General features: G+C 71.6%; 13 protein-coding genes. 4 read left to right on the top strand and 9 right to left on the bottom strand.

What is annotated here, in order from left to right:
• Nucleotides 1–3 precede the first annotated feature (3 nt).
• Both purN and QNO21_RS02370 read right to left on the bottom strand, forming a co-directional pair.
• The gene (gene purN, locus QNO21_RS02375; RefSeq protein ID WP_257514935.1) at nucleotides 4–597 is read right to left on the bottom strand and encodes a phosphoribosylglycinamide formyltransferase; all 594 of its coding nucleotides are present in this window, start codon (nucleotides 595–597) and stop codon (nucleotides 4–6) included.
• Between the two features lie 4 nt (nucleotides 598–601).
• A complete protein-coding gene (locus QNO21_RS02370) occupies nucleotides 602–1,981 on the bottom strand; it encodes a cell division protein PerM (protein ID WP_257519644.1) in 1,380 nt (459 codons plus the stop codon).
• A 98-nt stretch (nucleotides 1,982–2,079) separates the two neighbouring features.
• Between QNO21_RS02370 and QNO21_RS02365 the strand changes: the two genes are divergently transcribed.
• Nucleotides 2,080–3,495 (top strand): NCS2 family permease, encoded by a 1,416-nt coding sequence (locus QNO21_RS02365; protein WP_257519645.1) that lies wholly within the window; start codon nucleotides 2,080–2,082, stop codon nucleotides 3,493–3,495.
• Nucleotides 3,496–3,530: 35 nt separating this feature from the next.
• On the opposite strand, the gene QNO21_RS02360 is transcribed toward QNO21_RS02365, so the two are convergent.
• The 4 genes from QNO21_RS02360 to QNO21_RS02345 all read right to left on the bottom strand — a co-directional run bounded on the left by QNO21_RS02360 (nucleotide 3,531) and on the right by QNO21_RS02345 (nucleotide 7,849).
• Nucleotides 3,531–3,971, bottom strand: coding sequence for a nitroreductase family deazaflavin-dependent oxidoreductase (locus tag QNO21_RS02360; RefSeq protein WP_257519646.1), 441 nt, complete (start codon nucleotides 3,969–3,971; stop codon nucleotides 3,531–3,533).
• Between the two features lie 122 nt (nucleotides 3,972–4,093).
• Nucleotides 4,094–4,996, bottom strand: coding sequence for a succinate--CoA ligase subunit alpha (gene sucD, locus QNO21_RS02355; RefSeq protein WP_257519647.1), 903 nt, complete (start codon nucleotides 4,994–4,996; stop codon nucleotides 4,094–4,096).
• A 25-nt stretch (nucleotides 4,997–5,021) separates the two neighbouring features.
• Nucleotides 5,022–6,188 (bottom strand): ADP-forming succinate--CoA ligase subunit beta, encoded by a 1,167-nt coding sequence (gene sucC / locus QNO21_RS02350; RefSeq protein WP_257515223.1) that lies wholly within the window; start codon nucleotides 6,186–6,188, stop codon nucleotides 5,022–5,024.
• Nucleotides 6,189–6,334: 146 nt separating this feature from the next.
• The gene (locus QNO21_RS02345; RefSeq protein WP_257519648.1) at nucleotides 6,335–7,849 is read right to left on the bottom strand and encodes an FAD-dependent oxidoreductase; all 1,515 of its coding nucleotides are present in this window, start codon (nucleotides 7,847–7,849) and stop codon (nucleotides 6,335–6,337) included.
• A gap of 71 nt (nucleotides 7,850–7,920) precedes the next feature.
• Between QNO21_RS02345 and QNO21_RS02340 the strand changes: the two genes are divergently transcribed.
• Nucleotides 7,921–8,592 (top strand): TetR/AcrR family transcriptional regulator, encoded by a 672-nt coding sequence (locus tag QNO21_RS02340; protein ID WP_257519649.1) that lies wholly within the window; start codon nucleotides 7,921–7,923, stop codon nucleotides 8,590–8,592.
• Nucleotides 8,593–8,597: 5 nt separating this feature from the next.
• Here QNO21_RS02340 and QNO21_RS02335 read toward each other — a convergent pair whose 3' ends face one another.
• A complete protein-coding gene (locus QNO21_RS02335; protein WP_257519650.1) occupies nucleotides 8,598–10,178 on the bottom strand; it encodes an aspartate:alanine exchanger family transporter in 1,581 nt (526 codons plus the stop codon).
• A 65-nt stretch (nucleotides 10,179–10,243) separates the two neighbouring features.
• On the opposite strand from QNO21_RS02335, the gene QNO21_RS02330 reads away from it, so the two are divergent.
• Together QNO21_RS02330 and QNO21_RS02325 are read left to right on the top strand one after the other, a co-directional pair.
• Nucleotides 10,244–11,272, top strand: coding sequence for an ATP-dependent DNA ligase (locus QNO21_RS02330; protein WP_257519651.1), 1,029 nt, complete (start codon nucleotides 10,244–10,246; stop codon nucleotides 11,270–11,272).
• Nucleotides 11,273–11,333: 61 nt separating this feature from the next.
• A complete protein-coding gene (locus QNO21_RS02325; RefSeq protein ID WP_257519652.1) occupies nucleotides 11,334–12,596 on the top strand; it encodes an AI-2E family transporter in 1,263 nt (420 codons plus the stop codon).
• A 3-nt stretch (nucleotides 12,597–12,599) separates the two neighbouring features.
• On the opposite strand, the gene ligD is transcribed toward QNO21_RS02325, so the two are convergent.
• Both ligD and QNO21_RS02315 read right to left on the bottom strand, forming a co-directional pair.
• Entirely contained in the window at nucleotides 12,600–13,631 is a 1,032-nt protein-coding gene (ligD, locus tag QNO21_RS02320; RefSeq protein WP_257519653.1) for a non-homologous end-joining DNA ligase, read from the bottom strand.
• Nucleotides 13,632–13,694: 63 nt separating this feature from the next.
• A complete protein-coding gene (locus QNO21_RS02315; protein ID WP_257519654.1) occupies nucleotides 13,695–14,714 on the bottom strand; it encodes an SseB family protein in 1,020 nt (339 codons plus the stop codon).
• Between the last annotated feature and the right edge of the window lie 28 nt (nucleotides 14,715–14,742).

Here is a 14,742-nt window from a genome sequence, read left to right as displayed (position 1 = left end):
GGGTCAGTGTGCGGATGCCGCGGTGAGGTCCAGCTCACCGACGGCGATACGGCGGACGACGTCGATCAGCAGGCGCCGCTCGACGGGCTTGATGCGCTCGTGCAGGGTGTGCTCGTCGTCCTCGGGCAGCACCGGCACGCGCTCCTGCGCGAGGATGGGCCCGGAGTCGACACCGCTGTCGACGACGATGACGCTCGCCCCGGTACGGGCGGCGCCGGCAGCGAGGGCGTCGCGCACGCCGTGCGCGCCGGGGAACTCGGGGAGGTAGGCCGGATGCGTGTTGACGATGCGCGGCGACCACGCCTCGACGACGGCGGCGGGCAGCAGCTTCATCAGACCGCTCAGCACGACGAGGTCCGGCTGCCAGCGCTCGAGCTGCTGCTGCAGCTGCTCACCCCACGCCTCGCGCTCGGCGGCGCCGCGCCAGGGGACGACGAAGCTCGGGATGCCGAAGTGGTCCGCGTGCGCGAGACCGGCGGCTTGCCGGTCCGCACCGACGACGACCACCTGGGCGGGAAAGGCGGGATCGGTCGTCGCCTCGAGGAGGGCCCGGAGATTCGACCCTGCACCTGAGATGAGGACGGCGACCCTGAGCACGCGGTCAGTCTACCGGCGGGCGCGACCCGCGCTCGGCCGTGGCCTCCGGCCCCGCGATGCCGTCGTCCCGGTGGGGGTCCGGCGTCGCGTCGAACACCACGGGGATGGGCTCGGTGGTCGGCGCAGGTTCGGGCGCACGCTGCACGGACTCCAGAACGGCATCGGGCTCGTCGCGGCCGCGGGGCGAGAGCAGCAGGACGGCCGCCCCGATCGCGGCCTCGAGTCCGACGGTGAGGGCGAGTGGGCCGGGATCCGGTCCCACCGAGGCGAGCGTCCCAGGACCGATGGATCCCGACGCAACGGCGGCCAGCAGCGCGGCCCCCGCTCCGGAGAGCAGGGCGATGCCGAGCGTCACCACGACGCGCGCACCCATCGGCTCGGGCCCGGGGACGCCGGCACGGTCGCGCACCAGCTGCGACCGCGCCGTCCACCCCGCCAGCGCACCGGCGGCCACCGGCAGCAGCGCGAGCAGCAGCAGCCACGGCGAGGGGGATTCGGGAAGCGCGCCGAGCACCGGGATGCCCGGGAGCAGACCGACCTGGGTGCCCACCGGCGACACGACGGTGTCGAGGCCGACCGCGAAGCCGGGTCCGGCGATGAAGGAGACCGCCCACACCACGAAGGTGGGGAGGTAAGCCAGGTGGCCGACGGTGAACACCGAGGCGCCCAGCGCGTCGACCTGCGCGGATTGGAAGAGGGCGATGATCTGCGATCCGCGCAGCAGCACGGCGGCGGCGATCAGCAGCGCACCGACCCCGATGAGCGCCATCAGCACGATCGCCGTGCCGCGGGCGATGAGACCGGGGACCTCGGACCACGCGCCGCCGCGGCGGTCGAGCACCACGCGCACGCTGTCGACCACGCCGTCGTCGCCGTCTCGCCAGGCCACCGACACCGCTCCGGCGAGTGCCGGCACCGTGTATACCAGGGCGGGGAGGGCCACGGCCTGCCACGGCTCGACCGCGGCGATGTCGTTGGCGGTCGTGGCGAGCACCGCCGCCGCTGCCGCCACCACGACGACGGCACCGGTGAGCACGCCCACGACCCAGGCTCCGGCGGCGGCGGCGCGGGCACCCGAGCGGAAGGCGAAGACGGCGGTGAAGACCGTCAGCGCGAGCGGTGCCAGTGAGACGGTGAACGACGCCGCGGCCGCGTCGATCCCCAGGGGAACCGTGAACTCCTCGGGCAGGCTCACCGCGAGTGGCACGAGATGCCCGAGCTGCCAGATGCGCCCCGCGGCCGGCCAGAGGCCCACCCACGGGGCATCGGCTCCGAAACCGAAGATCCACAGCAGCGTGAGGGGCGCGAGCGCGGCAACGAGCCCCACAGCGACGGCCAGAACGGCGTCGAAGGCGGCGAGGAGGGCGACGAGAAGGCGATTCATGCGCTGTCGACCCTACCTGCGGCGGGCGTGCGTCCCGTGCGGGCGGCGGGCGCGTCACGCGTGTCAGCTCTCACAGCGAATCGCAATACATTTGGCGTATGACCTCCACCCGATCGGGCGCGAAGCCGCCCGCCTCCACGCCTGCCCCCGCAACGGGCGCACTCGACCGCTTCTTCTCGATCACCGAACGTGGTTCCACGGTCGGCACCGAGGTGCGCGGCGGTCTCGTCACGTTCGTGACGATGGCCTACATCGTGATCCTGAACCCGATCATCCTGTCCACCGCCGACGTCGACGGCACGATCCTCGCGCCCGCCGCAGTCGCGGCGAGCACCGCGCTCACCGCCGGGTTCATGACGATCCTCTTCGGCATCGTCACCCGTCTGCCGTTCGCGTTCGCCGCGGGCCTGGGCCTGAATGCCTTCCTGGCCTTCTCTGTCGTCGGCCAGGTGACGTGGGGTGAGGCGATGGCCCTCACCATCATCAACGGCCTCATCATCGTGCTGCTGGCCGCGACCGGCCTGCGCAAGATGATCTTCGACGCCGTCCCCGTGCAGCTCAAGCTCGCGATCACGGTCGGCATCGGCCTGTTCATCGCGTTCATCGGCTTCGTGAACGCCGGCTTCGTGCGCACCGGCGGCGGGACGCCCCTCGAGCTCGGCACCGCCGGCTCGATCGCGTCGATCGACACGCTGCTGTTCGTGGTGACGCTGCTCATCGGCGGCATCCTGATCGCGCTGAAGGTCAAGGGCGCCATCCTCATCGCCCTCGTCGCCGGCACGATCCTCGCCGCAATCGCCAACATCTTCACGCCCCTCGCCGACTTCGGCCTCGCAGGCGGCGTGTTCGCACTGCCCGATCTCAGCCTCGTCGGCGCGGTGGACTTCACCTTCGACTTCGCCAAGGTCGGCTTCGTGACGCTGCTGATGTTCGTGTTCACGCTCCTGTTCACCAACTTCTTCGACGCCATGGGCACCATGACGGGCCTGGCGAAGGAGGCCGACCTCGCCGACGAGAAGGGCGACTTCCCCCGCATCAAGTCGGCGCTGGTCGTCGAGGGCGTCGGCGCCGTCGTGGGTGGCGCGACCTCGTCGTCGTCCGCCACCGTCTTCGTCGAGTCGGGCTCCGGCATCGGCGAGGGCGCCCGCACCGGCCTGGCGAACGTCGTCACCGGCGTGCTGTTCCTGCTGGCGATGTTCGTGACGCCCGTCACCGGCCTCGTCCCCGGCTTCATCGCCGCGGCGGCCCTCGTGCTCGTCGGCGCGATGATGCTCGCCCAGATCAAGAACATCGACTTCACGGACTTCAACGTGCTGCTGCCGGTGTTCCTCACGGCGACGGTCATGCCGCTGACGTACTCGATCGCCAACGGCATCGGCGCCGGCTTCGTCAGCTGGGTCGTCATCAACGCCCTGTCGGGCCGGGCGCGCAAGGTGCACTGGCTGCTGTGGGTGGTCGCCCTGGGCTTCGTGGTCTACTTCGCCCGCGGCCCGATCGAGATGCTGCTGGCCTGACCGGGATCGAGGACTGAGCCGGCGCGCCGCGCGGCTCAGTCCTCGACCGGCTCCAGCACGAAGACCGCGATGCGGCGGTCGGTCTTGGCCTGATAGTCGTCGTAGTCGGGCCACACGGCCGTCGCGCGCTCCCACCACTGGGCGTACTCGTCGCCATCGAGCTCCCGCGCGAGGTACTCGCGGCGGTCCGCGCCGTCCTGCAGCATCACGCGCGGGTTCTTCCGCAGGTTCCAGTACCAGGCGGGCGGTTCCGGGGCGCCGCCCTTGGATGCCACCACCGCGTACCGACCGTCGTGCTCGACCCGCATCAGCGCGGTCTTGCGCACGCCCCCGCTCTTGGCCCCGACCGTGGTGAGCACGATGATGGGCACGCCCCGCAGGGTGTTCGCCTCGCGGCCGTCCGAGGCCTCGTACTTCTCGGCCTGGGTGCGAGCCCATTCGGAAGTGCTGGGCAGGTAGTCGCCTGTGATCGCCATGGCTCCACGCTAGCCCGCCTCACGCCCGATCGGCACTGCTGCGCCCATGCCGCGACCCACGCGACGAAACGACGAAGGGTGGATGCCGTGTGGCATCCACCCTTCGTCGTGTGAATCCGGCGTTACAGCGCGGCGATGATCTCGCGCATCAGCGCGGCGGTCTCGGACGGCGTCTTGCCGACCTTGACACCGGCGGCCTCGAGGGCCTCCTTCTTGGCCTGCGCGGTGCCCGCCGAGCCCGAGACGATGGCGCCGGCGTGGCCCATCGTCTTGCCCTCGGGAGCGGTGAAGCCCGCGACGTAGCCGACGACGGGCTTGGTGACGTTGGCCTTGATGTACTCGGCCGCGCGCTCTTCGGCGTCGCCGCCGATCTCACCGATCATGACGATCGCCTTGGTCTCGGGGTCGGCCTCGAACGCCGCGAGGGCGTCGATGTGCGTCGTGCCGATGACCGGGTCGCCGCCGATGCCGATGGCGGTGGAGAAGCCCAGGTCGCGCAGCTCGAACATCATCTGGTAGGTCAAGGTGCCCGACTTCGACACCAGGCCGATCGGGCCCTTGCCGGTGATGTTGGCGGGCGTGATGCCCACCAGCGACTCACCCGGCGTGATGATGCCGGGGCAGTTCGGGCCGATGATGCGCGTGGCGTTGCCCTTGCTCTCGGCGTACGCCCACGCCTCGGCGGTGTCGCCCACGGGCACGCCCTCGGTGATCACCACGAGCAGGCCGATGCCGGCGTCGATGGCCTCGATCATGGCGTCCTTGGTGAACGCCGGCGGCACGAAGGCGATCGAGACGTCGGCGCCCGTCTTCTCCATCGCCTCGGCGACGGAGGCGAAGACGGGCAGCTCGACGGCGTTGCCGTCCTTGTCGGTGTGCGAGACGGTCGTGCCGGCCTTGCGGGCGTTGACGCCGCCGACGATGTCCGTACCGGCCTTGAGCATCAGCGCGGTGTGCTTGGTGCCCTCTCCGCCGGTGATGCCCTGGACGATGACCTTGGAGTCTTTGTTGAGATAGATCGACATTGCGTAGTCCTTCTTCGTCCGGGGGTCAGGCGTTCGCGAGCTCGGCGGCCTTGTCGGCGCCCTCGTCCATGCTGGCGGCCAGGGTGACGAGGGGGTTCTTCGCGGCCGCGAGGATCGCGCGTCCCTCCTCGACCTGGTTGCCGTCCAGACGCACCACGAGGGGCTTGGTGGCGGTGTCGCCCAGGATCTCCAGGGCCTTGACGATGCCCTCGGCCACCGCGACGCACGACGTGATGCCGCCGAAGACGTTGACGAAGACGCTCTTGACCTGCTCGTCGCCGAGGATGACGTCCAGGCCCGCGGCCATGACCGTCGCCGAGGCGCCGCCGCCGATGTCGAGGAAGTTCGCCGGCTTCACGCCGCCGTGCTTCTCGCCGGCGTAGGCGACGACGTCGAGGGTCGACATGACCAGGCCCGCGCCGTTGCCGATGATGCCGACCTGACCGTCGAGCTTGACGTAGTTCAGACCGGCCGCCTTGGCCTTGGCCTCCAGCGGGTCGGCGGCATCCTTGTCCTCGAGCAGCTCGTGCTCGGGGTGACGCACCTCGGTGGCGTTGTCGTCGAGGGTGACCTTGCCGTCGAGGGCGATGATGTCGCCGGCGCCGGTGAGCACGAGCGGGTTGACCTCGACGAGGGTCGCGCCCTCGCCCTTGTAGACGTCGTAGAGCTTGACGAAGACGTCGGCGACCTTCTCGACGAGGTTCTCGGGGAAGTTCGCCTCGCGGGCGATCTCGAGCGCCTTGTCCTTGTCGATGCCGGTGAGGGGGTTGACCTCCACGCGGGCCAGCGCCTCGGGCTTCTCGACCGCGAGCTGCTCGATCTCCATGCCGCCCTCGACCGAGCAGAGGCTCAGGTAGGAGCGGTTGGAGCGGTCCAGCAGCACCGAGAAGTAGAACTCCTCGGCGATGTCGGCACCGGCGGCGACCATGACGCGCTTGACGACGTGGCCCTTGATGTCGAGGCCGAGGATGGCCTTGGCCGCCTCATAGGCGTCGTCGGGGGTCTTGGCGACCTTGACGCCGCCGGCCTTGCCGCGGCCTCCGGTCTTGACCTGCGCCTTGACGACGACGAGCCCGCCGATCTTCTCGGCTGCCGCCTTCGCCTCCTCGGGGGTGTCCGCGATGATGCCGGCGAGCACCGGCACCTCGTACTTCTCGAATAGGTCTCGTGCCTGGTACTCGTACAGATCCACGTGCAATCCTTCGCTGGGCGACGGTGGGTTTTGGTGCCGAAACAATCTCGATGTCGAGATATCAGCCGACTCCTCAGCCTACTACCCGCGCATGAGGGGTCCTGCGCCGGGCGCCCGGGTGTCGGTGTCGGTGTGGTGTCGCCGCCTCAGTCGTCCGACCGCTGCACCAGACAGGGCAGATCTCGGCGCGCGGGTCCCTCGAGTCGTGTGCCGTCGGGCGCGAAGCGCGACGCGTGCAGCGGGCAGTCCCACGAGCGCTCCGCGTCATTCCAATCCAGCACTCCGCCCAGGTGGCTGCACACCGCGCTCACCGCCCGTGTCACGCCCCCGACGGTCGAGATGCCCACCGGGCGTCCGTGCCGCTCCGCGACGACACCCTCCCCCTCCGCGGGGCGGGGCACCGGCACCGCGGTACGCTCGGCGCCGACCCAGCCGCGCGCGGCGGCGGCGGCGACCTTCGCGTTCTCCACGATCCCGCGTCCGAGGTCGCCGGGCATCGTCAGCCGGGTGCCGATCTGCCGCATCCACTGCGGCAGCTCCTCCCTGGCCTGTCCGCGGATCTCGGCCGCCAGGCGCAGCGCTGCCCACGGGGCGTTGGTGAGCCCCCACTTCGCGTAGCCGGTGGCGAAGCGCACTCGACCGAGGCCGCGGGGCAGCACGCCGACGAAGGGGATGAGGTTGTGCGAGGTGTAATCCTGCGCCGACCACCGATGTGTGGGCTCGGCGCCGGGAAAGTGCTGCTGCGTCCACGTGACGAGATCTTCGACCAGGCGGCGCTCCGACTCGGCGCGCCCGACCGGGTGGCCGTTGCCGCCGACGATGAGGCGTGAGCCGTGCTCGGCCACGGGACGCAGCGACCGTGTGGGGCCGTCGACGGAGAGGTAGAGGCCCTCGGGCACCGGGTCGGGAGTGTCGAACGCGACGCAGTACGACCGGCTGCCGCTGACCTTCGCGAACGTGAGCCCCCGGTCGATGATCGGGATGCCGGTGGCCAGCACCACCTGGCCCGCGGTCATCTCCCCCAGGGTCGTGCGCACCTCGGGCCGCGGGATCACCGACATGCCCGTCACACGCACCCCCGTGTGCAGGGTGCCGCCGGCGGCGACGAACGCCGCGGCGAGCGCCCGGGTGAGGTCGTCGGGGTCAAGCGCCGTCTGGTCGTCGAGCGCGACGGCACGGGCGACGGGGAAGGGCAGACCCGCGAGCTCGTCGGCGGCGGCGATGCGGGTGGACAGGCCCGCTTCGCGGGCGGCGTCGTGCTCGGCGTCGACGGTGTCCGTGCCGTCGGCGGACTGCGCATAGGAGTAGGCCGTGTGGGTCGTGCGGTCCACGCCGGCGGCATCCGCGAAGGCCAGGATCCATTCCTGCCCGGCACGGTTCGCCTCCACGTAGGCGTGCACCAGGGATGCCGGGTGGTGGGCGCGGATCGTGGACAGTGTGCTCCCCTGCAGCAGCGACACCTTTCCGGTGTTCGACCCGCTCGCCCCGGCGGCGACGTCTCCGGCGTCGAGCACGGCGACGTCGAAGCCGTCGCGCGCCAGCATCACGCCCGTGCTGAGCCCGGTCAGCCCCGCGCCCACGATCACCACGTCGCGGTGGGCGCCGCGCTCGAACGGCTGCGTCGGGACGGGACGGGGGTCCTGCTTCCAGAGAGCGCTCATCGCCCCACTCAACCCCCGGCGGCGCATCCCCTCAAACGGCTTGACAGGGCCGGGCAGTAGGCTCCGTTGACATGAGCGACACCGACGCCGTGACCACCGCGCGCACCGCGGTCGTTGCCGCCGCGCTCGATCTCTTCGCCGCGCAGGGGTTCGAGGCGACCTCGGTCGAGCAGATCGCGCAGGCGGCCGGGGTGTCCCGCTCGACCTTCTTCCGTCAGTTCGGCGGCAAGGACGACGTCGTGTTCACCGACCACGAGGTGCTCCTCGAGCGACTGCGCGCCTACCTCGCCGACGACCACCCCGACCCGTGGCAGGCGGTGTGCGAGGCGTCGGTGACGGTGTACCGCCACTTCGCCGCCGACCCCGACCTCGCCCGGCGCCGCTACGCCGTCGTGCGTCAGGTACCGGCCCTGCGCGACCGCGAGATCGTGACGGTGTTCCGCTACGAGCGACTGTTCGACGAGTACCTGCGCCGGGCGATCCCCGACCTCGACCCGCTGGACGCGGTGGGTTTCGCCGCGCTGGTGACGGCCGTTCACAACCACGTGCTGCGCCGGCTGCTGCGGGGACCGAAGCGGGTGCCGGTGTCGGTGCTGCGCACGGCACTCGACGGCGCCCTGCAGCGCTTCGGCGTCGCGCCGACCAGCCCGCCGGCCGAGGACGACGTCGTGGTCGCCGTCTTCCCGCAGCGCATGCCGGCCGCCGAGGTCGCCCGCCGCGTGCAGGCCTCGCTCTCGCGCTAGCGGGCTCAGAGCGCCACGAGCACCTGCGCCAGCAGGATCTTCACCACCATCGCCGCCGGGTACACCAGGGTGTAGGCCAGCGCGACGCGGGTGTCGTAGTCGGTGCGCAGGTTGGCGAAGGCGAGCAGGGCGGGGTTGGTGAGCGTTCCCGCCATGACGCCCGACAGCCGGGTGCCGCCGGTGTGCATCGCGTGCCGCGCCACGAGGTAGGTGCCCGCCACCACGATCGTGGTGATGACGAACCCGAGCAGCAGCAGCCGCAGGATCTCGCCCGAGGTGATCGCCGAGATGATGAGCGAGCCCGCCTTGGTGCCGGCGTAGGCGAGGAAGATCACCAGCCCCACCTCTGACAGCACGTTCGCCGCCGTCGACGGCAGCGTCGTCACGATCGGGCCGATCCGCCGCACCCGCCCGAAGACGAGGCCGACGATGAGTGCCCCTGCCGCCGGCCCGAGCGCGAACACACCGCCGCCCGGGAGCGGCACCTGGATGAAGCCGAGCGCGAGGCCGAGCGCGATCCCCACCCCGAGAGCGGCGGGATTGATGTCGCTGATGCCGCGCTCGGAGTCGCCGATGAGCTCCGTCAGCGCCGGCATGGCGTCGCGCGGGCCGACGACCTGCAGCCGGTCGCCCTGCTGCAGCACGAGCGAGGCGTCGCCGATGATGTCGGCGTCGCCGCGGCGCACCCGGGGGACGGTCGCCCCGAACCGCTCCTGCAGGCCCAGGCTCGCGAGCGTGCGGCCCGCCAGCTGCGGGTTCGACAGGATCAGGCGCCGGTACTCCAGGCGTGAGCGGTCGTGCACGATGTCCAGCGACGATGTGTGGCCGAGCTCGGCGGCCACCGCCTCGACGGCATCCTGCGGTCCGACGACGTTGACGACGCCGCCGGGCGGCATCTCGGTGTCGGGTCCGACGGTCTCCATGTCGGCGCCGCCCTTGGCGCGCAGTCGCGAGAAGGTGATGCGGCCGCCGTAACGGGCTCTCAGCGCGCGCGCCGTCGGTCGGTCGGTCGTGTCGATGCGTACCGCCTTGTCGACCAGCGGCACGCTGCCCCCGGTCTCGCCGGCGCGGTGGCGCAGCGCCAGACCGACCGCGAGCATGGGCCCGACCACGCCGAACACGTAGGCACTGGCGTAGCCCACCGTCGCCTCGGGACTGCCGCCGGTGGCGGCGAGCGCGGGGGTGTTGGTGACGGCACCGGCGAAGGTGCCGGCGATCGTGAGGGTCGAGACGCCCATGGCGCGACCGAGGAAGAACGCGGCTGCGGCCGCCACGATGAGGAACCCCGTGACGACCAGCAGCAGCGGGTACGCGGAGCGCAGCGCATGCCCGAAGCTCGGCCCGGCGATCAGTCCCACGCAGAACGCGAAGAGCACCAGTCCGGTGTCGCCGATGAGGGCGGGCAGCTCGATGGTGACGCCCGTGGACACGCCCCAGGCGGTCAGGCCCATCGCGCCGAAGAGCACTCCGATCGCCCCGAGCGACACCCCGGCGATGCGGATGCGGCCGAGAGCGGAGCCCAGTCCCACCAGCAGGAACACGGTGAGCACGGGGTGCGCGGCGAGGAACTCGAAGACCGGGCGCATGCACCCGAGTATGCCCCGACGAACGGCCCGTGGCGAGGCGCGGGCCCGCCCGACAGGATGGGGACATGTATGACATCCCCGCCCCGATGCTGGCCAAGGCCGTCCCCGCCGTACCCGACGGGCCGAACTACAGCTTCGAGCCCAAGTGGGACGGGTTCCGGGCGCTCGTGGCCTTCGACGGCGCCGACGTCGAGATCGGTTCGCGGGGCGCCAAGCCGCTGACCCGGTACTTCCCCGAGCTCGTCGAGGCCTTCGCCCGGCTGCTCCCCGAACCGTGTCTCGTCGACGGCGAGATCGTGGTCGCCGTGGGCGAACCCGGCGCGGAGAAGCTGGACTGGCCGGCGCTGTCGCAGCGGATCCACCCCGCGGCATCCCGCGTCGCCCTGTTGTCGGCCGAGACCCCAGCGATGTTCATCGCGTTCGACCTGCTGGCGCGCGGCGATCGCGACCTGCAGGCAGAGCCCTTCGCGACGAGGCGGGCCGAACTCGTTGACCTGCTTCACGGCGTGCCCGACCCGGTGCACGTCACCCGCACCACCGAGGATGCCGCGCAGGCGCGCCGCTGGCTGGCGGAGTTCGAGGGGGCGGGCTTGGACGGCGTCGTCGCCAAGGCGCTCGATGCGCCCTACACCCCCGGCAAGCGCACGATGCTGAAGATCAAGCACGCGCGCACCGCCGACGTCGTCGCGCTGGGCTACCGCGTCCACAAGAGCGGGCAGGGCGTCGGGTCGCTCCTCGTGGGCCTGTACGACTCCGCCGGACGGCTGCGCAACGTGGGCGGGGTGGCGGCGTTCAGCAACGCCCGCCGCTTGGAGCTCGTCGAGGAGCTGGCGCCCCTTGTCGAGACGGATGCCAGTGGCGCCGCGGTCACCGGCGAGACCGACCGCTCGCGCTTCTCGTCGGCGAAGGACACCTCGTTCGTGCGGCTGCGCCCCGAACGGGTGCTGGAGGTGCGCTACGACCAGCTCGAGGGCGACCGGTTCCGCCACACCGTGCAGTTCGAGCGCTGGCGGCCCGACCGTGACGCGCGCTCGTGCACGTTCGAGCAGCTGGAGGCCGTGGCGGCGTACGACCTGGCCGACGTGCTGCAGTGACCCGCTGATCCCGCCTCGTCAACCCACCTCGTCCTGGTCCTGCGGGCGGTACGGTCGACGCATGGGACTGTTCACGCGCTCACCCCGCTCCATCAGCATCGACGCGCCGCTGCGGGTGGACGCCCAGTCGCCCGTGCAGCTCGGCGCCGACCGCGCCCCGTGGAGCCTCTGGGCCGACGGCATGGGCAAGCTCGCGACGCGGGCGCTGCAGCTGATCCTCATCGTGGCGGTGGCCGCGGCGGTCATCCTCGGCATCCAGCAGATCACCGTCGTCACGATTCCGCTCGTGCTGGCCCTCATCCTCGCCTCGGCGTTCGCGCCGGTGATGAGCTGGATGCGCCGCCACGGCGTGCCGGCCCTGGTGGCCACCCTCGCGACGCTGCTGGCCATCTTCGCGCTGCTCGGCGGGGTCGGGTGGCTCATCGTCTGGGCCGTGCGGGACCAGTGGAGCGAGCTCTACGGCCAGGCAGAAGAGGGATTCCAGACCGTCGTGGCGTGGGCACGGGACCTGCCCTTCGCCATCGACCAGGCCCAGATCGACGAGTGGATCGGCGCGGTCACCGACTTCGTCACGAGCGCCCAGTTCGGCTCGGGGGCGCTCGCCGGTGTCGGCGCGGTCGCGAACTTCATCACGGGGCTCGTGCTGCTGCTCGTGATCCTGTTCTTCTTCCTCAAGGACGGCCCGCGCATGTGGGCGTTCCTGCTGCGGCCCTTCCGCGGCGAGAACTACGAGCGCGCGGTGCGCATCGGCGACAAGACGGTGCAGACCCTGGGCTCCTACATCCGCGGCACCGCGACGGTGGCCGCCGTCGACGCCCTCGGCATCCTCATCGGTCTGCTGATCCTGCAGGTGCCGCTGGCGATCCCGCTGGCCGTGCTGGTGTTCCTCCTCGCCTTCATCCCGATCGTCGGCGCGACCGTCGCCGGCATCCTCGCCGCCCTCGTGGCGCTCGTCGCCAACGGCTGGGTCGTGGCGCTCATCGTCGTCGGCGTCGTGGTGCTCGTGAACCAGCTGGAGGGCAACTTCCTGCAGCCGGTCCTCATGGGACGGTCGATGAAGCTCCACGCCTTCGTCGTGCTGATCGCGTTGACCGTCGGCACGGTGCTGGGCGGCATCCTCGGGGCCGTACTCGCGGTGCCGATCACGGCCGTCGTATGGGGCGCCGTGCAGGTCTGGGACGGCGACAACAAGCCCGCCCGGTGGGCGCGCCCGAAGCCGAATGAGGCTGAGGCCGGCTCCCCCGAGCGCTGGGCCCGCTCGCGTCGCAAGCGCAAGGCGGTCGCCGAGGCTGCCAAGCACCCCGTCACCCAGCCGGTGTCGTAGGGCTCAGCCCTCTTCGGGCTGCCGCGCGCGGCTGGGTTGCACCCGCGGGGGCTCTCCCGGCATCTTGGGGAAGTCCGGCGGGAACGGGAGCTCACCGAGCCCGTCTGCGACGTCACGCTCCCACCACTGCAGCAGCGTGTCGATGCGCCCGGGAGCGGCCTGCAGATCCGCCCACGGGTCGCCGACGTCCGCGAGTCGCGCGGGGACCGTGCGCACGGTGAAGGCGGCGGGGTCGACCCCCGCCGCGAGCTCGTCCCATGTCACCGGCGTCGCCACCGGCGCACCGGGGAGCGCCCGTGGGCTGTAGGCGCCCGCCATCGTGCGATCGCGGTTGGCCTGGTTGAAGTCGAGGAAGATGCGCTCTCCGCGCTCCTCTTTCCACCAGTTCGTCGTGACCTTCTGCGGCATCCGCCGCTCGAGCTCGCGGCTGGCGGCGATGACGGCGTGGCGCACGTCGAGGAACTCGTGGGTCGGTTCGATCGGACAGAAGACGTGAATACCGCGGTTGCCGCTGGTCTTGAGGAACGCGGTCAGCCCCGCCTCGGCGAGCACGTCGCGCAGGGCCGGCGCCACCGCGGCGGCATCGGCGAAGTCGGTGCCCGGCTGCGGGTCGAGATCGATGCGCAGCTCGATGGGGTTGTCGGTGTCGGCCGCGAGCGATGCCCACGGGTGGAAGACCACGGTGTTCATCTGCACGGCCCAGACGGCGGCGGCGATCTCGCGGAGGACGACCTGCGGATGCCGACGCCCGCTGTTGTAGGTGACCATGACCTCGTCGACGTACTCCGGCGCGCCCTTGGGCGGGTTCTTCGAGTAGAACCGCTCCCCGTCGATGCCGGCGGGGAAGCGCTCCAGCGACACCGGCCGGTCGCCGTTGGCGGTGAGGAACGGCTCGGCCACCGCGATCACGTACTCGGCCAGCTCGTGCTTGGTGATGCCGAGATCGGGCCACAGCACCCGGTTGGGGCTCGAGAGGCCGACCTCCCGGTCGCCGTCGGGACCGGGGACGGTGAGGGTGATGCGCTCCGATGCCATGCCCCGACCCTAGGGGTGCGGGCGCGCCGGCGCACCGCCCGGTGCGGGGTGTCGCGGGGCGGCTCAGGCGGTGAGCGCGATGACCGGGGCGAGCGCCGACCGGTCGAGCATGATCCACGGACCGGCCGGGTCGACGACGACGCCGCTGAGGCCGGCGTCGGCGACGAGCGCCTTGGACAGCTGCTGCGGGGTGAGCGGCACCGCGCGGTCGTTGCGGCCGAGCACCGCGACCTCGAGCGGGTGCGAGAACACCTCGAGGTGACGGGAGCCGTTCGCGCCGCGCACCTCCGAGACGCCCATGCGCTTCTCCTCGCCGGGCACCGCGCCCGCGGCCACCCACACACGGGTGGTCGCGAGGGCTGCCCCCACAGCCGCGGGAGTCTCCTCGGTGCGCTCGCCGGCGAGCAGGTTCTTCAGCGTGAACTCGGGGTCGGCGTCTTGGAGGGTCTTCTCCACGAGGGCCTTGGGCAGGATGGCCCGACGACCCGGGGTCGCGTGGTCGAGGATGAACCCGGCGTACGGGCCGTCGACGACGTTGCGGAGGATCGCGCCGACGGGCTGCCCCATCGCGGAGGTCTCCTTGTCGCCGTCGGCCGCGACGCTGGCCTGCAGCGCGTCGCCGCCGGTGAACGCCAGCAGGTACCGGTCGTCGCCGACCGCGGAGACCGCCATGGTGAGCTGCTTGCCCTCGGCCAGCTGCGCCCGGGCGTCGCCGCGCACGCGGACGAACAGATGGCCCTGCAGCAGCTGGCGCATGAGCATCATGATGTCGAGGGGTTCGGGCTGCTCCGGCAGCGCCAGAAGCGCCTGGCGCACGAGCACGTTGTCCGGGAGTCCCGGTACGCTCTCGGTGCGCGCCGGAGCCTCGGCCGGTCCCCGCTGCACCCGCTGGGCACCTTCGGGCACGGGCACCGACGCCGGCCGGGCCGCCGGGGCGGGCTTGCCGAAGGTCGACATCGAGATGTTCACCTGCGGCACCGCCTCGGCGTCGACGCCCGGCGCTTCCTGCTGGGGGGCCACGTCAGCCGTCTCGACCTCGTCGGGTGCAGTGGTCTTCTTGTCGCGCCGGGAGAACAGAGCCATCTGTCGAGCGTAGCCGGTGGGTGGGGAG

This window comes from Microbacterium sp. zg-Y818, assembly GCF_030246905.1.
Taxonomy (GTDB): domain Bacteria; phylum Actinomycetota; class Actinomycetes; order Actinomycetales; family Microbacteriaceae; genus Microbacterium.
Note: the sequence above shows the minus strand (reverse complement) of the source record. Positions and strands in the feature narration are given on the sequence as shown.